Origin of the sequence: Sphingomonas citri (assembly GCF_019429485.1) — a bacterium.
Lineage (GTDB): Bacteria > Pseudomonadota > Alphaproteobacteria > Sphingomonadales > Sphingomonadaceae > Sphingomonas > Sphingomonas citri.
The window spans coordinates 92538-113450 of record NZ_JAHXZN010000004.1 but is presented as its reverse complement, the minus strand read 5'-3'; the positions used below and the strand labels follow the sequence as shown (position 1 = coordinate 113450).

Here is a 20913-nt window from a genome sequence, read left to right as displayed (position 1 = left end):
CGCATCCTAGATCGGGATGGCATCGACTGGTCCTCTCGTGCGGGGCCTCGCGCCGGAATCCATGGCTCCGCGACCACAACGCTCTCGGCGCGCGGGGCAAAGAACCCCAGGTCACGCCCCGGATGACGAAAGATGAAGAGCGTGTTCTGACGCTCTCATCGCGCCCGGCGCAAGGCCGGCATGAGAGCACTCCACGACGATCTGCTCGTGAACGAGCGAGAACCGCTCGCCCATCGAACCTCGCCGCCTAGCCTGCGCAAACGCGGTTCTTTCCCGCGTGCTTCGCTGCGTACAGCGCGAGATCGGCCTCCGCCAGCGCGGCGGCGCCCCCGTCCTCGCCCAGCGGCGCCACGCCCGCCGAGAAGGTGACCCGGTCGAACGCCAGCCCGGTCTCCTGGTTGACCAGCGAGCGCGCCGACAGCCGCTCGCGTGCGGCGTCGAGTCGCGCCATCGCGGCGCGCGCGTCGGCGCGGCGGAACAGGCAGGCGAACTCCTCGCCGCCGTGGCGCGCCACCAGCACGTCACCGCCCAGCTCGCGTTCGAGGAAGCCGGCGACGAAGCGCAGCACGCGATCGCCCGCGGCATGGCCGAAGCGGTCGTTGACCTGCTTGAAGTCGTCGATGTCGCACAGCGCCACCGTCGCCGGCGTGTCGCCGGCGTCGAGCGCGCGCAGCGCCGCCTCCAGCGCGCGGCGGTTGGGCAGGCCGGTGAGATGGTCGCGCTCGGCGGCTCGGCGCGCCTGGCGAAGGTCGCGGCGCAGCGAGTCGGCCTCGCGCCGCGTGCGCTCGAGCTGTGCCTCGGCCAGCCGCGTCGCGGTGACGGCGTCGCGGGTCAGCGCGGCGATGCGCGCGATCGTGGCCGCCGGATCCTCGGCCAGCCGCGCCGCCTCGCCCTCGATCGCGCTGCCGAACTGCTCGGCGGTGCGGCGCGACTGGCCGGCGGCGCCGAGGCACTCGCCGATGCGCGCCTCCAGCGTCTCCGCGATCCGCGCGAGCGTGTCGGGGCCGAGTTCGGTCGTCTCCTGCCCGTCGGCGATCCGAGCCGCCGCGGCCTCGCTCAGCGTTCCCGTGGCGCGCAGCGCCTCGGCCACCGCGACGCTGGTGGCGACGTCCTCGCCCGACAGATAGGAATGAACCAACCCGTAGTTGCGCGGCGAGGGCGCGAGCCGGCTGGCGAACAGCAGCTCGCCGATCGAGTCGAACAGCCGGCGCCGAGCGGCGAGCCGCTCGTCGATGCGCTGCGCCCGGCGCGCGGGCGAGAGCCAGTCGAGCATGCGGCGCAGCGGTGCGGGCGTGGGCGCCGGGGTGGGATGGGGGCGGGTGGCCATCGCCTCAGGCCCCGACCGCGCGCGCGGACGGCGACGCGTCGTTGCTGTTGGCGGTGAGCACCGCGGTGCGCATCCGATCCCACGACATGCCGAACCAATAGGCGCCGCGCTCGCTGCCCAGGATCGGGTCGCCCGCCGCGTCGGTCGCGACGTCGGTCAGCGGCAGCCGCGCCTGGGTCGGGATGTCGAAGAAGGCGCGCACCGGCGGCGCGGTCGGGTCGTCGACTCCGGTGCCCAGCACCAACGCGAGCCGGTTCGAGCGCAGCCGCACCAGCGCGCCCGGCGGGTGGATGCCGATATGATCGATGAACGCGGCGAGCAGCTCCGGGTCGAAATGGCCGTGCCACGACTGCATCCGTGCCAGCGCATCGCCCGGCGCCCAGGGGCGCTTGTACGGGCGCTGCGAGGTGACCGCGTCGTACACGTCGCACACCGCGCTCATCCGCGCCGCGAGGCTGAGCCGCTCGCCCATGAGGCCGAAGGGATAGCCGCGCCCGTCGACCCGCTCGTGGTGATGCAGGCAGACGTCGCGCACCACGTCGGGCACGTCGCCGCCGAGCAGCAGCGCGTGGCCCTTCTCGGGATGGTGCCGCACCACCGCCAGCTCGGCGGGATCGAGGCTGCCGGTCTTCTCCAATACCGCGCTCGGCACCGCCATCTTGCCGATGTCGTGGAGCAGCCCGGCGAGTCCGAGGTCGCTCGCCTCCTCCTCAGGCAGGCCGAGGTGGCGCGCGAAGCCGATCAGCAGCGCGCCGACCGCGACCGAGTGGAGCCAGGTATATTCGTCCTTGCTGCGCAGCCGCGTGACGGTGAGCAGCGCGCGCTGGTCACGCGCGACCGACTCGGTGATCGAGTCGACCAAGGGGGCGAGCGCGCGATGGTCGATCGCGTGACCCATGCGCGCGTCGGCGAACATGCGCAGCATCGCCGCGCGCGACTGCTCCACCACCGCGCGGGCGCGGTCGAGTTCGCTGGCGGCACGGCGGCGCGTGCGGGGTGGCGGCGCGGTCGACGTCACCGTCACCGCTGGGGCGGCAGTCTCGACCGCTGCCGCGACGGAGAGCGGCGCCGACGCGGGCGCGAGCGGGCCGACGCCTTTGTCGGTGTCGATCACGATCTCGCCGATGCCGGCCTCGACCAGCTTGGCGACGTCACGCGCGCTGGCGAGCACGAGGTGCTTGCGCCAGAACGGACTCGCCATCCAGCCGCCCTCGACCGCGTGGACGTACATCCCGGGCCGCGCCGCGCTCGTCTTGATCGTCACCAGCACCGCCCGACCAGCCCCCCTGTTCCCGGCGAATCCGTTGTTCAGGGGTATGACGCTGCGGCGTTAATTTGAGTTTAGCGGAAGAGAAGATCCTCCCCTGCAAAAAGGGGTGGCGCGCGCAGCGCGACGGAGGGGTGTCGCGGGTAATGAGACCAGCGACGACTACGTCTCGCGACACCCCTCCGTCAGGCCTGCGGCCTGCCACCTCCCCTTGCGGGAGAGGATTTGGCCGTCAGCCCACGAACGGCGCGGCGATCTCGGGCCGGATGCGGAGCAGCCGCCCGGTCGCGCGGTCGAGCAGCGCCCAGGTCGTCACCCCCTCGACGCGGACGCGGCCGTCGCTGCCGAGGAAGCGGAAGTGGCGGTCGAAGCGCGCCCCGCGCGGGGCGCCGGGCACCCAGGTCTCGCCCGTCACCGTCTCGCCCGCGACGACGTTGCCGCGATAGTCGATCTCGTGGCGGGTCACGACCCACACGTGCGCCGCCTGCTGGTCCGGCGGCGCCACCGCAGCCCAATGCGCCACCGCCAGGTCCTGGATCCAGCGCACCCACACCGCATTGTTGACGTGGCCGAGCTCGTCGATGTCCTCGGGCTGGGCGGTGACCTCACGGCGGAACGGCGTCATGTCCGGCGACTCCTGATGCGGTAGATCAGCGCGAACGCGAAGCCCGCGGCGACCACGCTGCCCGCCAGCCACCACAGACGCGAGTCGTGCCGCAGGCGCCCGACCGCCGCCTCGAACGTGTCGCCGAAGGCATAGCCGATCGTGGTGAAGGTGATCGCCCAGAGGATCGCCGACACCGCGTTGACCGCGGCGTACAGCCGCGGGCGGATCCCGGCGGTGCCGATCGCGATCGGGCTGATCGTGCGCAGCCCGTAGAGGAAGCGAAAGACGAAGATGAAGCCGATCGGGTGGCGCTCCAGCGCCGCCATCGCCTTGGCGAAAGCGGGGCGCTCGCGCGCGGCGGCGACCCAGCGATGGTCGCGGAAGCGCCGGCCGGCGTAGAAATAGGCCTGGTCGGCGGTGAACGAGCCCGCCGCCGCGGCCGCCATCGCGCCGGCGAGCGGGAACATGTCCTGATGCGCCAGCAGCCCGCCCGCGATCACCGCGGCCTCGCCCTCCAGCGCGGCGCCGGCGAACACCGCCGCCAGCCCATATTGCTCGACGATCGCCTCGATCGTCACGCGGCGAGATGCCGGTCACGCCTCATGACTCGACCCCCAGCTGCCACAGCACGAAGGCATGTTCCTCGGCGGCCTCGCGCAGGCTCTCGAACCGACCCGACTTGCCGCCGTGGCCCGCGCCCATGTTGGTCTTGAGCAGCAGCAGGTTGTCGTCAGTCTTGGTGGCGCGCAGCTTGGCGGCCCATTTGGCCGGCTCCCAATAGGTCACGCGCGGGTCGTTGAGCCCGCCCGAGATGAACAAGGGCGGATAGGCCTGGGCATGGACATTGTCGTACGGGCTGTAGCCGCGGATCAGGTGGAAGGCGGCCGCGTCCTCGATCGGATTGCCCCACTCGGGCCACTCGCCCGGGGTGAGCGGCAGCGTCTCGTCGAGCATCGTGTTGAGCACGTCGACGAACGGCACGTCGGCGATCACCGCGCCCCACAATTCGGGGTCGGAGTTGACCACCGCGCCCATCAGCTCGCCGCCGGCCGAGCGCCCCGCCACCGCGATCCGGCCCGCGCTGGTCCACCCGCCCGCGATCAGCCCGCGCGCGACGTCGACGAAATCGGTGAAGGTGTTGGCGCGCTTCTCGAGCTTGCCGTCGTGATACCATTGCTGGCCGAGATCGTCGCCGCCGCGGATATGCGCGATGGCATAAGCGAAACCGCGGTCGAGCAGCGACAGCCGCCCGGTCGAGAAGCCCGGCGGGATGGCGTGGCCGTAGGCGCCGTAGGCGTAGAGGAACAGCGGACGCGAGCCGTCGCGCGGGAAGTCGCGCGGATAGACGATCGAGACGGGCACCTCGGTGCCGTCGCGCGCGGTGATCTTGAGCCGCTCGGTGGCGTAGCGCGCGCCGTCATAGCCCGAGGGGATCTCCTGCACCTTGAGCACGGTGAGCGCGCCGCTCGCGACGTCATAGTCGTAGACCGTTCCCGGCGTGACCATCGACTCGTAGCCGAGCCGCAGCACCTGCGTGTCATATTCGGGATTGTCGCCGATCCCCGCGGTGTAGCTCGCCTCGGGGAAGGCGATGCGGCGCGGCGCGGCGGCGGGATCGTAGGAATGGATCTCGATCTGGTCGAGCCCGTCCTCGCGCCCCTCGACGACGAGATAATCGCGGAAGCAATCGACCCCGGTCATGTAGAAGTGCGGGCTCGGCGCGATCCGCTCGGTCCACTCGCCCGGCGCGGTGATCGGCGCGGTGACGAGGCGCCACATCGGGTCGGTGTCGTTGGTGTGGATGAAGAGCGTGTCGCCGTGCGTGTCGACGTCATACTCGCGTCCTTCCTGCCGCGGCGCGACCAGGATCGGTGCGGCGAACGGATCGGCCGCGGGGAGCAGCCGCACCTCGCTGGTGACATGGTCGCCGGTCGAGATCACGATCCAGCGACGATCGCTCGTCTCACCCACCGCGACGCGATAGCCCTCGTCGTCCTCGTGGTAGAGCTCGACGTCCTCGCTCGGGTCGGTGCCGAGCCGGTGGAAGCGCGCGTTGTCGGTGCGCCACTCCTTGTTGGCGAGTCCGTAGAGGAAGCCGCTGTCGTCGGCGCTCCACACGATGTCGGAGAGCATGCCGGGGATCGTGTCGGGCAGCAGCGCGCCGCTGGTCAGATCCTTGACGTGGATCGTGAACCGCTCAGATCCATTGTCGTCGATCGCGTAGGCGAGCTTCGTCGCGTCGTTCGAGATGGCGAAGGCGCCGAGGCGGAAATATTCCTTGCCCTCGGCCAGCGCGGGCTCGTCGAGCAGCAGTTCGTCCGCGCCGCCGGCGACGGGCTTGCGCCACCATAAGCGATACTGGCCGCCGGTCTCGAAGGCGGTCCAGTAGAGGTAATCGCCGTCCTTCTGCGGGACGCTCGACTCGTCCTCCTTGATGCGCGCCTTCATCTCCTCGTAGAGCCGGTCGACCAGCGCCTGGTGCGGCGCCATCTGCGCCTCGAAATAAGCGTTCTCGGCCTCGAGATAGGCGAGCACGTCGGGGTCGGTGACCTCCGGATAGTTCGGATCCTTGAGCCAGGCGTACGGGTCCTCGACGGTGACGCCGTGGCGCGTGAAGGAATGCGCGCGCGTCGCGGCGACCGGGGGAGTGAGCGTCATCGCCCGTTACCTAGGGTGTGCGTGGGAGAGCGGCAACACGGGTCGGCGGTTAATCCAACCCCTACCGCGCAGAGGCGCTCAATCCGCGAAGCCGAACCGCTCGACCCAGGGCCGAAGGATCGGCAGCACCGGGGCGAGCTGGTCGGCGTAGCGACGCCACTGCCCGCGGCCGTCGAACAGGCCGCGGCGTACCTGGGTGGCGCTCGCGGTCCGCACGCCGCGGGCCTGCGCGGTGCGGTCGAAGCGTTCGAAGTCGTCGGTCCAGGGCAGGCCGATGAAATCCGCCATGGCACGGACTGTCGGCGCGAAGTCGGTCACCAGGCGATCGTAGCGCACCTCGTGGAAGGCGAGCGGCAGCGTTGCGCGCGCGCGCTCGGTCAGCGTCATCAAAGCGTCATAGTGGCGCGCGGTCTCCTCCAGGTCACTGAAGCACCAGGCCGCGGGGCTGGGGGTGAAGTTGATGCGGTAACAGCTCAGCACCACGTCGCGCGGGTCGCGCCGCATCACCAGCACGCGAGCCCGCGGAAACAGCGCGGCGATGATCGGCAGCTTGGCGCCGTTGAGCGGATTCATGTCGACGAACGTGCCGGCCGTCGCCGCGCCCAGCGCCGCCACGCGCCGCCAGTAATCGGCGCGCAGCCGGTCGCGCAGCGCGGGGTCGAGCGCGGCGAGGTCGGGCATGGCGCCGTCGTTCTGCACCAGCACGCCGTCGGTGCCAGCCAACGTCTCGCGCTCCTCCAGCGCGGTGACGCCGGGCGCGCTCGCCAAGACGTTCTCGACCAGCGTCGTGCCCGAGCGCGGGTAGCCCAGCAGGAAGACATGGGTCGCCGCGGCACCGGGCACGTCACCGCCAGGAGCGGGCGCGCGCGGTGCGTCGAGCTGCGCCGCGATCCGCTCGATGAAGGCGCGGTGCGATGGGCGCTCCGGCCCGGGCTCGAGCGCGGCGCGATAGACCTCGCGGAAGTTCGCCTGCGCGGCGCGGTAGCAGTCGAAGGCCGCCTCGGTGCGGTCCTGGCGGTCGAGCGCGTCGCCGAGCAGCGTCAGCGTGCGCGTGCGATCGTCGCCGCCGACGCGCGCGACCAGCGGCCGCAGCCGCGCCTCGGCCGCGGCACCGTCGCGCGCCTCGATCGCGACGGTGGCGAGCGCGGCCGACGCGGCGGGCTCGTACGGGTCGAGCGCGAGCGCGCGCGCGGCCTGGTCGCGTGCCTCCTCGGCGCGACCGCGCCGCGCCGCGGTGTCGGCGAGGCGGCCGTAGGCGGGCGCCAGGGTCGAGTCGAGCGCGAGCGCACGGCGATAGCTCACGCCCGCCTCGTCCTCGCGCTTGAGCGAGTCGAGCGTGTAGCCGCGCTCGAGCCAGGCGGCGGCGTGACGCGGCTCGGCGGCGACGACGCGGTCGAGCACCGCCAGCGCTTCGTCAAACCGGCCCTCCTTGCGCAGCACCGCGCCGATCGAGCCCGCGATCATCACGTCGCCCGGTGCCAGCGCGAGCGCGCGGCGCAGCAGCGCGTGCGCGCCGCCAAAGTCGCCCGCCTCCTCCCGCCGCCACGCGGCGAGGTTGAGGATCATCGGGTCGCTCGCGCCCGCGGCGAGCGCGGCCTCGGCCAGCGCGGCGGCGCGCGGCACGTCGCCCGCCGCGAGCGCGCGCTCGATCCCCGCGCGACTCGTCGCGGCGTCACCGCGACCCGCTCTGGTGCGCCGCCGCACGACTCGGTTTGACATGGCTCGGCGCTCCGTCTTAGCCTCGTAGCTCAGCCGCATACGACAGGGGCTCCCCCATGCACAGCATCGCCGCGCTCGCCCTCACCCTGGCCGCCGTTGCCGGGCCGGTCGCGGGCGAGCACGCCAGGCCGCGCGACGCCGCCGAGAAGGCGGCGGACCGTTCGGACAAGGTGATCTGCAAGCGCTTCACCAAGACGGGTTCGCTCGTCGACAGCGTGCGCGTGTGCAAGACGAAGGGCGAGTGGCAGCGTGATCGCGACAATCTGCGCAATTCCGCCGCCTCGGGCGCCTGCGGTCAGCCGACACTCAATGGCTGTTGAACGTGCCGCGCGAGGTGGTTTGACAGGCCCAGCCGGCGCGGCCTAGCCTCAACGCATCGCCTCCGACGAACAAGGCCCGATCATGCACCGGTTCACCGCCCTCGCCCTCCTGCTCGCCGTCGCCTCTCCCGCGGCCCAGGCCAAGACCAAGGACGCCCCGGAGAAAGCGGTGGATGCGGCCGACAAGGTGATCTGCAAGCGCTTCACCAAGACCGGCTCGCTGGTCGACAGCGAGCGCGTGTGCAAGACGAAGGCCGAGTGGCAGCGCGATCGTGACGAACTGCGCTCGATCAATCAGAGCCGTATGGGCGGCCGGATGCCCGGCGACCTGCAGTGAGCGCGCGCGGCACCTAGCCGAGCAGCGGTGCCGGCGGCGTCAGCGCGATGCCGAAGGTCGCCGCGACCTGCTCGGCCCAGCGCACCACCAGCTCGATCTCCGGCGCATGCAGCGCCGCGGCGTCGCGATGCTCGGCGGCGCGCGCGGTCGCGTCGAAGGCGTTGCCGAACTTCGAGTGGCGCGTGAACGCCGGCCCCGCGACGATAGTGTCGAGCGCGGCATCGTCGAGGCGCAGCCGGTAGAGCGCCGCCAGCGCGGCCAGCGCCTCGCGCGGGCGCGCCATCAGCGTCGCGCTGTCGAGCGTGCGCACCCGTGCCGCGCCGAAGCGCTCGACCAGCTCGGCGAAAAGCGCGTGCTGGCCGAGCCAGCCGAGCGCGGCGACCTGCAGGTCGGTCAGCGCGAACAACCCGCGCGCGTCATGGCCGAAGCGCGCCAGCCCGTCGTCGAGCATGCCCGCGAGCAGGGTGCGCACCCAGAGCCGCCCCTCCAGCTCCTTCTTCGCCACCGAGCCGAGATAGGTTGGCAGCGGCGCGTGGAGCAGCAGCGCGGCGCTGTCGGGCCGCAGCGTCAGCAGCGCGGGGGCGAAGCCGTTGGCGATAGTCGAGGGCTTGACGACTACCGCCTCGCTCGGTGCGAACGGGCGGGCCAGCAGCGCGAGCGTGTCGTCGAGCACCGCGGCGAGATCGGGACCGGGCTCGCCGCGGCGGCGCCAGCCGATCAGGTCGTTGAGCACCACCGGCTCTTTGAGTCCCATCGCCGCGCCGGGTCGATCGACCGCGCGCGCCAGCAGCGTCGAGCAGCAGAAGGCGGAGTGGAAGATCCAGTGCAGCGGCGCGGGCGCGGGCGCGGCGGCGCGCGCGTCGGCGCGGCGCACCACCAGCGGCGCCACGCCGTCCTGCGGCAGATACTCGTCGGTGAGGAAGGTGGCGGCGCGGTGCGTCTCGCGCGGCACGCGCCGGAAGTGGAAGGCATCGTGACCCGGATCGTAGCGGTGCGCCAGCCAGGTCGCGTCGAGCAGGGGGAGAGGAGCCGCCGCCATCGCCGCGCTGTGCGCCGGCACGCGCGCGATTGTCCAGTCCGCGCGATCGGTTATCATCCATGTTATGAACTCGGCCCGATCCCAGAAGCATCTCGCCGCCGCGCTCGCGGCGCGTGACGCCGGCCGCCGCGACGAGGCGGTGCGGCTGTTCCACGCCGCGGTGGCGAGCGGGGCCGAGCATCCGCTGGCGCTCAACGCGATCGGCGTCGACTCGCTCGCGCGCGGTGCCTACGCGGCAGCGGCGGACTGGTTCACGCGCGCGATCGCCGCCGATCCGGCCGCGCCGGAACTGTGGATGAACCTGGCGCGCGCGCATCGCTCGCGCGACGACGCCGCCGCCGAGCGCGCCGCGCTGGAGGGCGCGCTGGCGATCGACCAGCGCCACTTCATGGCGCTCGTGAGGCTGGCCGAGTGGCACGAGCGCGCGGGCGAGCGGGGCGAGGCGGCGGAGCGCTGGGGCAACGTGCTGACGATGGCGGCGCTGCTCGACGAGCGCTCCCCCGCGATCGAGGCGATGCTCGAGCACGCGCGCGACTATGTCGCGACCCAGCGCGCCGGCTTCGCGGCCGCGATCGACGCCGCGCTGGCGCCGGCCCGCGCTGCGCTCGCACCGGCCGCGCGACGGCGCATCGACGCCTGCGTCGACCATGCGCTGGGGCGGCGCCAGATCTACGCCAACCATTGCGCCGGGCTGCACGTCCCTTTCCTGCCCGCCGACGAGTTCTTCGCGCGCGAGCTGTTCCCGTGGTTCGACCGGCTCGAGGCCGAGACCGCGACGATCCGCGGCGAGCTGCTGCGCGTGCTGGCCGAGGATGCCGACGCGCTGCGCCCCTATGTCGCGATGAAGCCGGGGACACCGCGCAACAAATGGTCCGCGCTCGACGGCTCGCTCGCCTGGGGCGCGCTGCATCTGTGGCGCGACGGCCGGCGCGACGACGCGGTCTGCGCGCGCGTGCCGCGCACCGCCGCCGCGGTGGAGGCGCTGCCGCTCTCCGATCTGCCGGGGCGGACGCCGACGGTGTTCTTCTCTATCCTCGCGCCGGGCGCGCATCTGCCCGCGCACACGGGGGTGAGCAACGCGCGCGCGATCGTCCACCTGCCGCTGGTGGTGCCGCCCGACTGCGGCTTCCGCGTCGGCGGCGAGACGCGCCAGTGGGAGGAAGGCCGCGCCTGGGCGTTCGACGACACGATCGAGCACGAGGCGTGGAACCGCTCCGACCGGCCGCGCGCGATCCTGATTCTCGACGCCTGGAACCCGCACCTCACCGCCGACGAGCGCGCGCTGCTGCGCCAGTTCTTCGCCGCCTCCGCCGACGCACCCGAGCGCGAGCTGGCGCGGCTGCGGGTCGGGGAGTGAGGGGGCGCAGGGGCGTCGCTCGCGGGTAGTGCGGCGAAAGGCGGTGAGGTGCAATGCCGCTTAAGCAGACGCCCTCCCGCGCCTTCCCCCCGCGCCTTCCTCGTCATCTCCGCCTTTCAATGGTCATCCCCGCGGAGGCGGGGATCCAGACGCGCAGACCTGTCGATCAAGCGCGACGTCAGCGTGTATGGATTCCCGCCTTCGCGGGAATGACGGAGAAGAGCGTTGGAACGAAGCCATGTGACGGAGAGGAAGGCAGTCCTGCCGCCCACCCGCACGCGACTCAACTCCCCCCGCCTTCGCAAAGCGCGGCGCCGCGTCTAAGCCCCCGCACATGAGCATCGTCACCACCGCGCCGAAGCGACCGCGCCTCGCCTATCACCATCACGCCGGTACCGCGCCGACGGTGATCTTCCTGCCCGGCTACGCCTCCGACATGAGCGGCACCAAGGCGCTCGCGCTCGAGCAATGGGCCAAGGCACGCGGCCAGGGCTTCCTGCGCTTCGATTACGGCGGCTGCGGCGCCTCCGAGGGCAAGTTCGAGGATCAGTCGCTCACCGACTGGCGCGATGACGCGCTGGCGATGATCGACCATGTCGACGGGCCGGTGGTGCTGGTCGGCTCGTCGATGGGCGGCTGGGTGATGCTGCTCGCCGCGCTGGCGCGCCCCGCGCGCGTCGCCGCCTTGGTCGGCATCGCCGCCGCACCCGACTTCACCGACTGGGGCTTCTCGCAGGACGAGAAGATGTACCTGCTCGAGCACGGCCGGCTCGAGCGCGCCAACCCTTATGGTCCGGCGCCGACCGTCTACACGCGCCGCTTCTGGCAGTCGGGCGAGGCCAATCGCCTGATGTCGGGACCGATCGCGTTCGACGGACCGGTGCGGCTGCTGCACGGCCAGGCCGATCCCGACGTGCCGTGGCATCGCTCGGCACGGCTCGCCGAGCTGATCCGTTCGCCGCACGTTCAGACCTGGCTGGTCAAGGACGGCGACCACCGCCTGTCGCGCGAGGACGATCTCGCGCTGCTGATCCGCGCGGTGGAGGATGTGGTGCCATGATCCCGCTCGCCCCGCTGCTGCTCACCGCCGCTGCCCAGGCCGCGACGCCGCCGGGCGTGGTCGGCAGCGACCCAGCGGCGGGCTGCGTCGCCCAGACGCGGAGCGACCCCGCCGCCGCGGAGGCGCGCGCACGGCGCGGCGGCGCGGGGCTGCGCGCGTGCCTCGCGCTCGCGCTGGCGGCGCAGGACCGCTACGCCGAGGCGGGCGCGGCCTTCGCCGAGGCCGCGCGCGGCGCCGAGCTGGCGCACGACTCGCACGCGGCGGATTATTGGGCGCAGGCGGGCAACGCCTGGCTAGCCGCTGGCGACGCCGCCAAGGCGCGCGGCGCGCTCGACGCGGCGCTGGCGGCCGGAACGCTGGTCGAGCTGCAGCGCGGCGAGGCGCATCTCGACCGCGCCCGCGCGCTGGTCGCGCTGGGCGATGCCGCCGGCGCGCGCACCGACCTCGACCAGGCGCTGGCGACCGCGGGCGACGACCCGCTGGCGTGGCTGCTCTCCGCCACCTTGGCGCGGCGCGGCGGCGATCTCGGCCGCGCGCGCGCCGACATCGCGCAGGCGCTGCGCCGTTCCGCCGACGACGCCTCGGTCCAGCTCGAGGCGGGCAACATCGCCGCGGCGGGCGGTGACGCCGATCGCGCCAAGGCGGCGTGGCAGGAAGCGGCGCGGCTCGCGCCCGACTCGCCCGCGGGGCAGTCGGCGGCGCAGGCGCTGACGCAGTTCGGCGGGAAATAACGCGAGCGATTGTCGCGGGCGTACACAGCCTCGAACCTGTCGTTCGTTTCTCGCCACCCCGGCGCACGCCGGGGTGGTTGTTGAGCTGGGACGTTGCAGCGTTCCTTCGGTCTACGTGTTTTCGCCACTCGACGAACCGCTGCCCTCACCACAACGGAAGGTAGAATGACCCAATATCTCCACACCATGATCCGCGTCAGCGACCCCGACGCCACGATCGCCTTCTTCGCGCTGCTCGGCCTCGAAGAGGTGCGCCGGATCGACAATGAAGCGGCGCGGTTCACGCTCATCTTCCTCGCCGCCGAGGCGGATAAAGCGATCGGCGACCGCCGCGTAGAGGTCGAGCTGACCTACAATTGGCCGCCCGCGGACGGCAGCGCCGCCGAGGTCTACACCGGTGGCCGCAACTTCGGGCATCTCGCCTACCGGGTCGACGATATCTACGCGACCTGCCAGCGGCTCGCCGACGCCGGGGTGACGATCAACCGCCCGCCTCGCGACGGCCATATGGCCTTCGTGAAGACCCCCGACGGCATCTCGATCGAGCTGCTCCAGGCGCGCGCGCCGCTCGCCCCGGCCGAGCCCTGGGCGTCGATGCCCAACACGGGGACGTGGTGATGCTCGAGATCGTCCGCGTGCCGGTACTCAAGGACAATTACAGCTGGCTGGTGCGCGCCGAGGACGGCGCGGTCGCGGTGGTCGATCCCGGCGAGGCCGCGCCCGTGCTCGACGCCGCCCAGGCGCGCGGCTGGACGATCGGGCAGGCGTGGATCACGCATTGGCATCCCGATCACACCGGCGGCGTCGCGGCGGTGAAGGCCGCGACCGGCGCGACGGTCACCGGCCCCGAGGCGGAGCGCGCCAAGATCGACCCGCTCGACCGCGGCGTGCGCGAGGGCGACTCGCTCACGCTCGGCCAGCATCGCGCCACCGTGCTGGAGGTGCCGGGCCATACCGCAGGGCATATCGCGTTTCATCTCGCCGACGACGGGGTGATCTTCACCGGCGACACGCTGTTCGCGCTCGGCTGTGGGCGGTTGTTCGAGGGCGACGCGTCGCAGATGTACGCCAACATGCGTCGCCTCGCCGCGCTGCCCGACTCGACCGCGGTCTATTGCGGCCACGAGTACACGCAGAGCAACGGTCGCTTCGCGCTGACCGTCGAGCCGGACAACGCGGCGCTGGTGGCGCGCATGGCCGAGGTGGACCGCGCCCGGGGCGCGGGCGAGGCGACGGTGCCGACCACGATCGCCGCCGAACGCGCGACCAACCCTTTCCTGCGCGCGCCGGACGCGGCGACCTTCGCGCGGTGGCGCGCGGCGAAGGATTCGTTCTGAGGTGCTGACCAGATCCTCCCCGGCACGGGGAGGATCCGCGGATGTGCCCCCCTCGCATGTCGCGCCCCGCGCCCCCATCTCAGCCGATATGACCGACGACCTCCTTCGCCTCGGCCTGATCGACGAGGACGATATCGTGCTCGACGAGGCCGCGCTGCTGCTCGCCCTGCTCGACCACCCCGACGCCGACCCCACGCCCGCGCAGGATCTGCTGGAGGCGATCGCGACCCGGCTCGACGTCACCGGCGCCGACGCCGAGACCTCGCTCGAGCGCGCCGACGCGCTCGCCGAGGTGTTCGCGGGCGAGTTCGGGTTCCTCGGCGATTCCACCAGCTACGACGACCCTGCGAACGCCGACCTGCTCCAGGTGCTGGAGCGCCGCCGCGGGCTGCCGGTGAGCCTGTCCATCCTCTACGTCGCCGCGGCGCGGCGGCTCGGCTGGAGCGCCGACGTGCTCGACGTGCCCGGCCACGTGCTGGTGCTGATCGAGGCCGAGAGCGAGCCGGTGATCGTCGACCCCTTCGCGGGCGGCGTACGCGTCGGCGCGGAGCGGCTGTCGGCGCTGCTCGAGGCGGCACGGCCGGGGCGCGCGGTGACCCACGTCGCCGCCATGCCCAACCGCGCGGTGCTGGTGCGGCTGCTGCAGAACCAGGCGGCGCGCGCCGAGCTCGCCGGCAAGGGCCGCCGCGCGCTCGAGCTGTACGAGCGGATGACGGTGTTCGCGCCCGACCAGCCGCACGGCTGGTGGGAGCGCGCCCGGCTGGAGCTGGTCGACGGCGACCACGAGCGCGCGCGCCGCAGCCTGGGCGCGATCCTCGAGATCACGCGCGACGCCGAGCTGCGCGGCAAGGTGACCGACCTGCTGGAGCAGCTCGGCAGCGAGTGAGGGTGTTCGCGTCCACGCCCTCTCGCACCTCTGCCGTCATCCTGAGCTCGTCTCAGGATCCACCGTGCCGCTTGATCACCGGCGGCGAGATTCGCGGGATCGTGGATCCTGAGACAAGCTCAGGATGACGCCGGTGAGGGGCAGCCGTCGCCCGTCTCGCCCGCTTCTTACCCGCTCCTGGTGGCTCTACGCCGCCTCGACCACGCGTGCCCAGGCGGTGATCTCGTCCGCGGCGTGACGCTCCACCACCAGCTCGCCCGCGACGCCGCGCGCGGGATCGACCGTGACGCTGCCCTCCCACTCCCAGGTCGCGTTGCCGTGGAGCGTCACCATCGCGTCCACGCCCGCGCGCGCGCGCACCAGCCCGCCGCGGTTGTACACCGTCAGCGAGCGGTCGAACGCCACGCGCCCGGTCAGCCCCGCGGCATAGGTCGAGGCCGCCATCGCGCTGCCGCAGCTGTCGGTCAGCCCGACGCCGCGCTCGAAGGTGCGGACGAACAGCCGATCGTCGCCGCGCACCTCGACGAAGGAGACGTTGGCGCGGTTGGGCAGCCACGCTGGCGCCGCCTCGCACGCCTGCCCGACCGCGACCAGCTCGGCCTCGTCGACCGCGTCGACGAAGGTGACCAGATGCGGGTTGGGCATCGCCACCGCGGTGAAGGCGCGTTCGCTCGGCAGCGGCGGCACCCGCGCCTCGACGATCCGCGCCGGCGTGTCGCGCAGCGGCCAGGCGGCGGCGTCGAGCGAGGCGGGGCCCGCTGTCTCCGCGACGGTGTAGACGCCCGGCGCGAGCGCCTCGGCACGCGCCACCTCGGCGTAGCTGGTCTTGAGCCGCACCGTGGCGCGCTCCAGACCCATCGCGGCGAAGCCCGCGCGCGCCACGCAGCGCAGCCCGTTGAGGCAGGTCTCCGCCTCGCTGCCGTCGCTGTTGAACATGCGCATGCCGAAGGCGGCGCGTTCGTCGCCGCGGGTGAGCAGCAGCAGCCCGTCGCCGCCGACCGGGCCGGCGCGGTCGGCGAGCGCGCACGCCACCCCCGCCCAGTCGGTGCCGTCGAGCGCCGCGTCGCGCGCGTCGATCAGCGGGAAGTCGTTGCCCGAGCCGTGGCATTTGACGAAGCGCAGCCGCATCGCGCCTATGTGTCCGCGCGCGCCGCGCGGGGCAAGGGGCGATCACGGCAGGCGGTAATGGTCCGCCAGCCGGTCGAGCGCGAGCGACAGCACCAGCCGTCCGCTGCGCGCCGGCCAGCCGAGCGCGCGCTCGCTGTCGGGCAGCGACTCGCCCGCGCAGACCACGCGCCACAGCACGTCGGCCAGCCCGCGCCCCGCGGCGCCGACCGCCGCGTCGAAGCGGCGCTTGGCGGCGAGCTGCGCCTCGCCCGGATCGAGCGCGGCGCCGCGGCCGTTGTCGACGCGCGGCGCCCAGCGCATCGTCACCGAAGGCGCGAGCTGCGCGCACTCGTAATCGGCGCGCAGCCGCTCGCCCGCTTCGGCCTGGCGCGCGTCGACCAGCCCGCGCGCGGCGAGCCACGCCAGCGGCGACTCGCGCCGGTTCACCGTCACCGTCCGCCCGCGCCGCGCGCCGCGCACCACCGCGCCGCGCCGCCCGCTCGAGTCGATCACCTGCTCCACCAGCTCGCGCATCGTCCCTCCCTCGTCCAACGAGGGGCGTGGGGTGGCAGATGTTGGACGATGTAGGACAGCACCCCGCGGCCCGTCGCGGTACGCGCCGCGCATCTTGGTTGATGACTTGGTTCGCGCGCTATCCCATCTCGGGACCATGTCGCCGGATCGATTCGCCAAACTGACGACCCGGCAACGGGAATGCCTGCGCCTCTACCACCAGCGCTATCGCGTGAAGGAGATCGCGCGCGCGCTCGCCATCTCGGAGAATACGGCGAGCGGCTATCTCACCGAGGCGACCGCGCTGCTCGGGGTCGGCGGGCGCCCCGCCGCGGCGGCCGCGCTGGCCGCTCACGAGGCCGCCCACCCTGAAGCGAGGGGTCGCTTCTCGGTGGGAGACCCCGCCCCCCTGCCCGCCGCAGAGCCGTCCCAGCCGGGCGATGACGCACCGGCACCGGCCGCCGCGGCCGGGACGGGAGCGCCGACACACGCCCCCGCCGCGCCGTGGCTGCCGTTCCGCAAAGGGGATGGTAATGACCTCACTGTCGCACAGCGCCTCTTCTGGCTCGGCGCTATCATATTCGGCCTCGTCACCGGCTTCGGTCTTTTCGCTCTCTTCGTCCGCACCCTCAGCGACGTCGTCGCGCAGCTCGCGCGGTGAGTCCGCCTCGGTCGAGGTCGAGGCGGTCGCCACGCTGCTGCGCGAGCTCGAGATGCTGCAGGACCGCGCCTTCGCGGTGTGCGGCCGGCTCATGGCGGCGCTCATCGACGCGCGCATCGAGCAGAACATCGCGCCGATCGTCGGCAAGTCGATCCGCGCCGGGATCAGCGACGTCGCCGTGCAGATCAGCGGCGGGCAGGGCGCCACCGCCGACGTCCACCGCCTGCTCGAGGCGCTGGCCAAGGCGCGCGGGCTCGACGTGCGGCTGTACGGCGATACCGACAAGCAGGATCCCCGCCCCGGCTTCACCGCCTGAGCCGCGGCGGATCGAACGTGATCAACCTGATCGGGAAAGCGGCCGATGACGCGAGTCCTCGTCTTCGCCGCGGTGCTGCTGGGCACCTGCCTCTATGCCTTCCGGCGCGGCGGCGCGCCGGAACGCTGGGTGGCGGCGCTGCTGCTGACGGCGGCGATCGCCTCCTACCTGCTGCCGCACGTGCGCGGTTACACCTACTTCCATGTCGAGTGGCAGCGGGTGGCGATCGACACCGCGCTGCTCGCCGGGCTGGTGGCGGTGAGCCTCACGGCGGACCGCTTCTGGCCGCTGTATCTCACCGCCTTCCACGCGCTGACGGTGATGACTCACGGCGTGCGCGCCTACGATCCGGCGGTGCTGCCGATCGTCTACACCCGCGTCGCGGCGTGGCTGGCCTATCCGGGGCTGCTGCTGCTGGTGATCGGCGTGGCGCGGCATCACCGCCGGCTGCGCGCGGGGGCGCGCGAGTTCGACTGGACCTTCCAGCGGCGGGGGGCGGCCGATGAGGCACGAACCTGCGACGCGCGAGGAGCTGGGCTGCGCGATCCGTGAGATCGAGGCGCTGCTCGAGCGGCTGCGCGCCAAGGAGGCGCAGCAGCCGGCGCCCGCGCCCGGGCTGCTCGAGCGCGCCGAGCTGATGTACCAGGAGCGGCGCTCGCGCGACCGGCTGTTCGGCACCGACCTGTTCGGCGAGGCCGCCTGGGACATGCTGCTCGACCTCTACATCCACCGCGGTCGCGGCGCGCTGGTGCCGGTGTCGAGCGCGTGCATCGGCGCGGCGGTGCCGCCGAGCACCGCGCTGCGCTGCCTCGGCAAGCTCGAGTCGCGCGGTCTGGTGGTGCGCCGCGCCGACGTCGACGACCGCCGCCGGTCGCTGGTGACGCTCAGCGACAAGGGGCTGCGGCTGATCGAGCTGTACCTGGCGAGCAGCTGGGTCGGGCTGGGGTGACGGGGCGCGCTCGTCTGACGGAACGAGGCGCGCGTCGGTCGCTCCCGGCGACGGCGGTGGTGGGCGCTGACGGGTTCGAACCGCCGACCTACTCGGTGTAAACGAGCCGCTCTACCAGCTGAGCTAAGCGCCCGGCGCGAGGAAGACCTCGCGTGCCGCGTGGCTGTTCCCTCTACACGCGCGGCTTCGGAGAGCAAGAGGGGGCGGAGACGAGTGCGCGGCCAAGCGGCAATCGGCGATAACCTTAAGCGCATCAGTTCCGCGCCCCAGACCACCCGACGTAGCCTGAAATGGTCGCGGCTTCTCGGCGATCGGAGTTGCCGTGCGCCGCCAGAAGATGGGACCTGCGGCACGCACCGCCGAGCCTGAGCCCATCGGCGTGCTCGTCGCGCCGCCCCGCTTGCTGTTACGCTCGACGCGGCCATCGTCGCGCATGTAGGATCATCAGCTTCTCTGCGGCTCGCTGAAGATTTCGCAGAAGTCGGGCGTGGTGGACCGCTGCCACCCTTCACTGTTCGTCTACGCGATCGCCCGCCTAGGCGCGAGCGCGCGGCGCAAGCGGCCTCCGCGCATCATTCGGCCGTCCTTAAAGCCGGGTCGCCCGAGGAGCGACTACGCAGGCTTCGGCGCTTGCGCGCGGCACGAGTCGCTCTGGGCGGCTGCTTGGCGATGGCAAGGCCGAGCACCATCATGGCGAACACACTTTCAATGACGTTCGAAGCGGAGCCGATGCCAAGCATCGCGATGATCATGGCGAAGTCGCGCCGACCGCTGCGGTCCGACTGGATCGCCCGCTGACCACCTCGAAAGATGAAGAAGGCAATCAGAAGCGCACCGAGGCCGAAGATGACGAAGAGGTAAATGGCGAGATTGTCACCAGGGTTGTATCGATCGATCTCGGCGACGGTCTGCGGACCGCCGATGCCGCCGAGGCCGCGCCCCACCAGCCAGCTGACAGGATCACCCCAGTTCACGAGAGCCAGCGCGTTCGGCCAGGTGGTCAGCACGCGGTCGGCAAGGGAGCTATAGCTCGGCCCGATACCAGGACCGCGGGGGAATAGCTGCCGGCCGTAGGTCACCGCCAGCAGAGGGCCGGCGAAGATAAGGGCGACCCATAGGGCCATGTAGAGGTTGGCGACCAGCTTGCGCCGCGGAGCCGCGGTGCCCTTCAATCGTCCCAGCAGGAAGTAGGTAGCGGGCAGGAGAGCCATCGCCAGCTCCGGCGCCTTCGACGTAGTCAGGTGGATCGCAACCAACCCCACCGCCCAAGCGGCAGCCTTCATCACGAACGACTTGAGCTTCGGCTCTGCCGCGCAGAAGCCGACCAGGATGCACGCGGCAGCGAAGTAGCTCGCGCGACTGAAGCCTGCGAGACGCGAGACGCCGCCGGCCGTCCACTCTCGCGCCGCGCCCTGCTGCGTCCCCATTACCTCAAAGGTCGCATCCTTCCATGGGAAGTCGATGAACACGTTCAAGAACACGCCAATCACCGACACGTAGAACATCGGCACCATGGCTGCGATGATGCGCTCCTGCAGGCCACGCTGGGTCGCCGCCATCATGACCAGGCCGGCCATGAAGATGTAAATCTGGTACGCGATCGCGCTGTTTGCCCGGCCCAGGAGCTTGGCGATGACGATCTCGATGGCAAGGAACACGAGCACCGCGATCGTCGGCGTCGATGTTCTCGGGTCACCGACCCTGACGAGCGTGTTCGCGAACAGCGCCGGCATCGCGAGCACGGCGGGAAGGTAGATGAGTGGCGCTGCCCCTACCGGCCCGAGCACGCCTCGAACGATCCCGCCGATCGCGGTGAAGATGACGTAGAGCACGCCAGCGGTTACGAGGCCGATCCCAGCCCACTTATCGACGACGCCCTGAGAGCTAAGCTCGCCAGGGCGCGCCTGCGGCGACAGCGTCCTGCGGATGGCGTCGGCTAGGCCCAAGAGATCTTCCTATCAATGGCCGCGGGCGGCTGAGCGGCAGCGGGATAGGCCATAGCATATTGCGGCGCAACGCAGCAGGTCCGCGCGGTTCGCCCCAAAGGCGCACACTTGGCTCGCTGGACGGACCAACGCCCAAGGCGCACCTGGCGAGCAACCCGCAAGAAACATCATGACGGCTCGCGAAACATCATGACGGCTCGTGCCGACGCCTCGCGCTTCGCCGCGGCGGAGTAGGTCGGGGTAATGCAATCGGCCCCGTTTTTCTACGGCTGGTACCAACGGCTCGGGCGCTGCTGCCTGTTCGACGGATACAAGGAAGTACTGCACGGATCATTTCGCCGGGATCGTGGCCTAGGCGATCCATCGATGTGGACCAGACGTCAGTGCACGATAACGGGCGACCTGCGCCATACCCGCGGCGGACCCTTCTGTGCGCGACCTTGGGAAGCGCTCACGCACCGCTTGATCAAGACGACGCCGCGGGACGCGCACGCGACGCATGAAGATGTGCGGCGCGCTCGCGACCAGCAAGCCCCGGAATTGTCCCGAAGTCCCGCCTGAAGGTGGTCGGAAAGCCTGGGAAATCTGCGGCTGTCCGAAGCATGGCGCGGGCCGTGTGGACAAGCTGGCTCTACTCCTGAGCTAGCGTCTAGCGCGAGGAACGCCTCGGGACCGCCGTCGCCGCTTCCTCTACACGCGCGATGCGAACGAACCAGGAGGGAGCGACGCCCGAACCGTGAGCCGCGCCGTGACCGCCCGCTTCGCCTCAAGATGGG

General features: G+C 71.9%; 22 protein-coding genes and 1 tRNA gene. 12 read left to right on the top strand and 11 right to left on the bottom strand.

Annotation, left to right across the window (positions count from 1 at the left end):
* Positions 1-247: 247 nt before the first annotated feature.
* From KZ820_RS12870 to KZ820_RS12845, 6 genes are all read right to left on the bottom strand, one after another.
* Positions 248-1327: a GGDEF domain-containing protein gene (locus KZ820_RS12870; protein WP_219749026.1), complete on the bottom strand. Its 1080-nt coding sequence runs from the start codon at positions 1325-1327 to the stop codon at positions 248-250.
* 4 nt (positions 1328-1331) lie between these two features.
* Complete coding sequence (locus KZ820_RS12865; RefSeq protein WP_219749025.1) at positions 1332-2591, bottom strand: cyclic di-GMP phosphodiesterase; 1260 nt, start codon at positions 2589-2591, stop codon at positions 1332-1334.
* A gap of 235 nt (positions 2592-2826) precedes the next feature.
* A complete protein-coding gene (locus KZ820_RS12860) occupies positions 2827-3219 on the bottom strand; it encodes an acyl-CoA thioesterase (protein ID WP_219749024.1) in 393 nt (130 codons plus the stop codon).
* Complete coding sequence (locus KZ820_RS12855; RefSeq protein ID WP_219749023.1) at positions 3216-3779, bottom strand: DedA family protein; 564 nt, start codon at positions 3777-3779, stop codon at positions 3216-3218. The genes KZ820_RS12860 and KZ820_RS12855 overlap by 4 nt, the downstream gene beginning before the upstream one ends.
* Before the next feature lie 22 nt (positions 3780-3801).
* The gene (locus KZ820_RS12850; protein ID WP_219749022.1) at positions 3802-5859 is read right to left on the bottom strand and encodes a S9 family peptidase; all 2058 of its coding nucleotides are present in this window, start codon (positions 5857-5859) and stop codon (positions 3802-3804) included.
* A gap of 78 nt (positions 5860-5937) precedes the next feature.
* On the bottom strand, positions 5938-7578 hold the full coding sequence (locus KZ820_RS12845) for a tetratricopeptide repeat-containing sulfotransferase family protein (protein ID WP_219749021.1): 1641 nt from the start codon (positions 7576-7578) through the stop codon (positions 5938-5940).
* Positions 7579-7634: 56 nt separating this feature from the next.
* Here KZ820_RS12845 and KZ820_RS12840 point away from each other — a divergent pair, with 56 nt between their 5' ends.
* Both KZ820_RS12840 and KZ820_RS12835 read left to right on the top strand, forming a co-directional pair.
* Positions 7635-7898 carry a hypothetical protein gene (locus KZ820_RS12840; RefSeq protein WP_219749020.1) on the top strand — a complete coding sequence of 88 codons (264 nt, stop codon included), beginning with the start codon at positions 7635-7637 and terminating at the stop codon, positions 7896-7898.
* An 82-nt stretch (positions 7899-7980) separates the two neighbouring features.
* A complete protein-coding gene (locus tag KZ820_RS12835) occupies positions 7981-8235 on the top strand; it encodes a hypothetical protein (RefSeq protein WP_219749019.1) in 255 nt (84 codons plus the stop codon).
* A gap of 13 nt (positions 8236-8248) precedes the next feature.
* Here the strand turns inward: KZ820_RS12835 and KZ820_RS12830 are convergent, their stop codons facing one another.
* Positions 8249-9331 carry a hypothetical protein gene (locus KZ820_RS12830; protein ID WP_308462216.1) on the bottom strand — a complete coding sequence of 361 codons (1083 nt, stop codon included), beginning with the start codon at positions 9329-9331 and terminating at the stop codon, positions 8249-8251.
* Between the two features lie 7 nt (positions 9332-9338).
* Here KZ820_RS12830 and KZ820_RS12825 point away from each other — a divergent pair, with 7 nt between their 5' ends.
* The 6 genes from KZ820_RS12825 (at position 9339) to KZ820_RS12800 (ending at position 14645) form a co-directional block, all read left to right on the top strand.
* Positions 9339-10631 (top strand): aspartyl/asparaginyl beta-hydroxylase domain-containing protein, encoded by a 1293-nt coding sequence (locus tag KZ820_RS12825; protein ID WP_219749018.1) that lies wholly within the window; start codon positions 9339-9341, stop codon positions 10629-10631.
* A gap of 334 nt (positions 10632-10965) precedes the next feature.
* Complete coding sequence (locus KZ820_RS12820; RefSeq protein WP_219749017.1) at positions 10966-11691, top strand: alpha/beta hydrolase; 726 nt, start codon at positions 10966-10968, stop codon at positions 11689-11691.
* Positions 11688-12422: a tetratricopeptide repeat protein gene (locus tag KZ820_RS12815; protein ID WP_219749016.1), complete on the top strand. Its 735-nt coding sequence runs from the start codon at positions 11688-11690 to the stop codon at positions 12420-12422. Before KZ820_RS12820 ends, KZ820_RS12815 begins: the two co-directional genes overlap by 4 nt.
* Positions 12423-12587: 165 nt before the next feature.
* Positions 12588-13040, top strand: a complete 453-nt coding sequence (locus KZ820_RS12810) for a VOC family protein (protein WP_219749015.1) — start codon at positions 12588-12590, stop codon at positions 13038-13040.
* On the top strand, positions 13040-13759 hold the full coding sequence (gene gloB, locus KZ820_RS12805) for a hydroxyacylglutathione hydrolase (RefSeq protein ID WP_219749014.1): 720 nt from the start codon (positions 13040-13042) through the stop codon (positions 13757-13759). The genes KZ820_RS12810 and gloB overlap by 1 nt, the downstream gene beginning before the upstream one ends.
* Before the next feature lie 88 nt (positions 13760-13847).
* Positions 13848-14645, top strand: a complete 798-nt coding sequence (locus tag KZ820_RS12800; protein WP_219749013.1) for a SirB1 family protein — start codon at positions 13848-13850, stop codon at positions 14643-14645.
* A gap of 186 nt (positions 14646-14831) precedes the next feature.
* Here the strand turns inward: KZ820_RS12800 and dapF are convergent, their stop codons facing one another.
* On the bottom strand, positions 14832-15773 hold the full coding sequence (gene dapF / locus KZ820_RS12795; RefSeq protein ID WP_219749012.1) for a diaminopimelate epimerase: 942 nt from the start codon (positions 15771-15773) through the stop codon (positions 14832-14834).
* Positions 15774-15815: 42 nt separating this feature from the next.
* Positions 15816-16286 carry a DUF6456 domain-containing protein gene (locus KZ820_RS12790; protein WP_219749011.1) on the bottom strand — a complete coding sequence of 157 codons (471 nt, stop codon included), beginning with the start codon at positions 16284-16286 and terminating at the stop codon, positions 15816-15818.
* A gap of 94 nt (positions 16287-16380) precedes the next feature.
* Here KZ820_RS12790 and KZ820_RS12785 point away from each other — a divergent pair, with 94 nt between their 5' ends.
* From KZ820_RS12785 to KZ820_RS12770, 4 genes are read left to right on the top strand one after another with little or no spacing between them, the layout of a single operon-like run.
* A complete protein-coding gene (locus KZ820_RS12785) occupies positions 16381-16926 on the top strand; it encodes a LuxR C-terminal-related transcriptional regulator (protein ID WP_219749010.1) in 546 nt (181 codons plus the stop codon).
* A 52-nt stretch (positions 16927-16978) separates the two neighbouring features.
* Positions 16979-17242, top strand: a complete 264-nt coding sequence (locus tag KZ820_RS12780; RefSeq protein WP_219749009.1) for a hypothetical protein — start codon at positions 16979-16981, stop codon at positions 17240-17242.
* Between the two features lie 45 nt (positions 17243-17287).
* Entirely contained in the window at positions 17288-17794 is a 507-nt protein-coding gene (locus KZ820_RS12775; protein WP_219749008.1) for a hypothetical protein, read from the top strand.
* The gene (locus tag KZ820_RS12770) at positions 17745-18191 is read left to right on the top strand and encodes a winged helix DNA-binding protein (protein WP_219749007.1); all 447 of its coding nucleotides are present in this window, start codon (positions 17745-17747) and stop codon (positions 18189-18191) included. Before KZ820_RS12775 ends, KZ820_RS12770 begins: the two co-directional genes overlap by 50 nt.
* Positions 18192-18248: 57 nt before the next feature.
* On the opposite strand, the gene KZ820_RS12765 is transcribed toward KZ820_RS12770, so the two are convergent.
* Positions 18249-18324: transfer RNA gene (locus KZ820_RS12765), tRNA-Val, on the bottom strand.
* 439 nt (positions 18325-18763) lie between these two features.
* The gene (locus KZ820_RS12760; protein WP_219749006.1) at positions 18764-20137 is read right to left on the bottom strand and encodes a hypothetical protein; all 1374 of its coding nucleotides are present in this window, start codon (positions 20135-20137) and stop codon (positions 18764-18766) included.
* Positions 20138-20913: the final 776 nt, after the last annotated feature.

Bases quoted from the DNA above. Each gene is read 5' to 3' on its own strand.
- KZ820_RS12870 (WP_219749026.1), bottom strand. From the start codon at position 1,327: ATGGCCACCCGCCCCCATCCCACCCCGGCGCCCACGCCCGCACCGCTG.
- KZ820_RS12860 (WP_219749024.1), bottom strand. From the start codon at position 3,219: ATGACGCCGTTCCGCCGTGAGGTCACCGCCCAGCCCGAGGACATCGAC.
- KZ820_RS12850 (WP_219749022.1), bottom strand. From the start codon at position 5,859: ATGACGCTCACTCCCCCGGTCGCCGCGACGCGCGCGCATTCCTTCACG.
- KZ820_RS12845 (WP_219749021.1), bottom strand. From the start codon at position 7,578: ATGTCAAACCGAGTCGTGCGGCGGCGCACCAGAGCGGGTCGCGGTGAC.
- KZ820_RS12840 (WP_219749020.1), top strand. From the start codon at position 7,635: ATGCACAGCATCGCCGCGCTCGCCCTCACCCTGGCCGCCGTTGCCGGG.
- KZ820_RS12835 (WP_219749019.1), top strand. From the start codon at position 7,981: ATGCACCGGTTCACCGCCCTCGCCCTCCTGCTCGCCGTCGCCTCTCCC.
- KZ820_RS12830 (WP_308462216.1), bottom strand. From the start codon at position 9,331: ATGATAACCGATCGCGCGGACTGGACAATCGCGCGCGTGCCGGCGCAC.
- KZ820_RS12825 (WP_219749018.1), top strand. From the start codon at position 9,339: ATGAACTCGGCCCGATCCCAGAAGCATCTCGCCGCCGCGCTCGCGGCG.
- KZ820_RS12820 (WP_219749017.1), top strand. From the start codon at position 10,966: ATGAGCATCGTCACCACCGCGCCGAAGCGACCGCGCCTCGCCTATCAC.
- KZ820_RS12815 (WP_219749016.1), top strand. From the start codon at position 11,688: ATGATCCCGCTCGCCCCGCTGCTGCTCACCGCCGCTGCCCAGGCCGCG.
- KZ820_RS12810 (WP_219749015.1), top strand. From the start codon at position 12,588: ATGACCCAATATCTCCACACCATGATCCGCGTCAGCGACCCCGACGCC.
- gloB (WP_219749014.1), top strand. From the start codon at position 13,040: ATGCTCGAGATCGTCCGCGTGCCGGTACTCAAGGACAATTACAGCTGG.
- KZ820_RS12800 (WP_219749013.1), top strand. From the start codon at position 13,848: ATGACCGACGACCTCCTTCGCCTCGGCCTGATCGACGAGGACGATATC.
- dapF (WP_219749012.1), bottom strand. From the start codon at position 15,773: ATGCGGCTGCGCTTCGTCAAATGCCACGGCTCGGGCAACGACTTCCCG.
- KZ820_RS12790 (WP_219749011.1), bottom strand. From the start codon at position 16,286: ATGCGCGAGCTGGTGGAGCAGGTGATCGACTCGAGCGGGCGGCGCGGC.
- KZ820_RS12780 (WP_219749009.1), top strand. From the start codon at position 16,979: ATGCTGCAGGACCGCGCCTTCGCGGTGTGCGGCCGGCTCATGGCGGCG.
- KZ820_RS12775 (WP_219749008.1), top strand. From the start codon at position 17,288: ATGACGCGAGTCCTCGTCTTCGCCGCGGTGCTGCTGGGCACCTGCCTC.
- KZ820_RS12770 (WP_219749007.1), top strand. From the start codon at position 17,745: ATGAGGCACGAACCTGCGACGCGCGAGGAGCTGGGCTGCGCGATCCGT.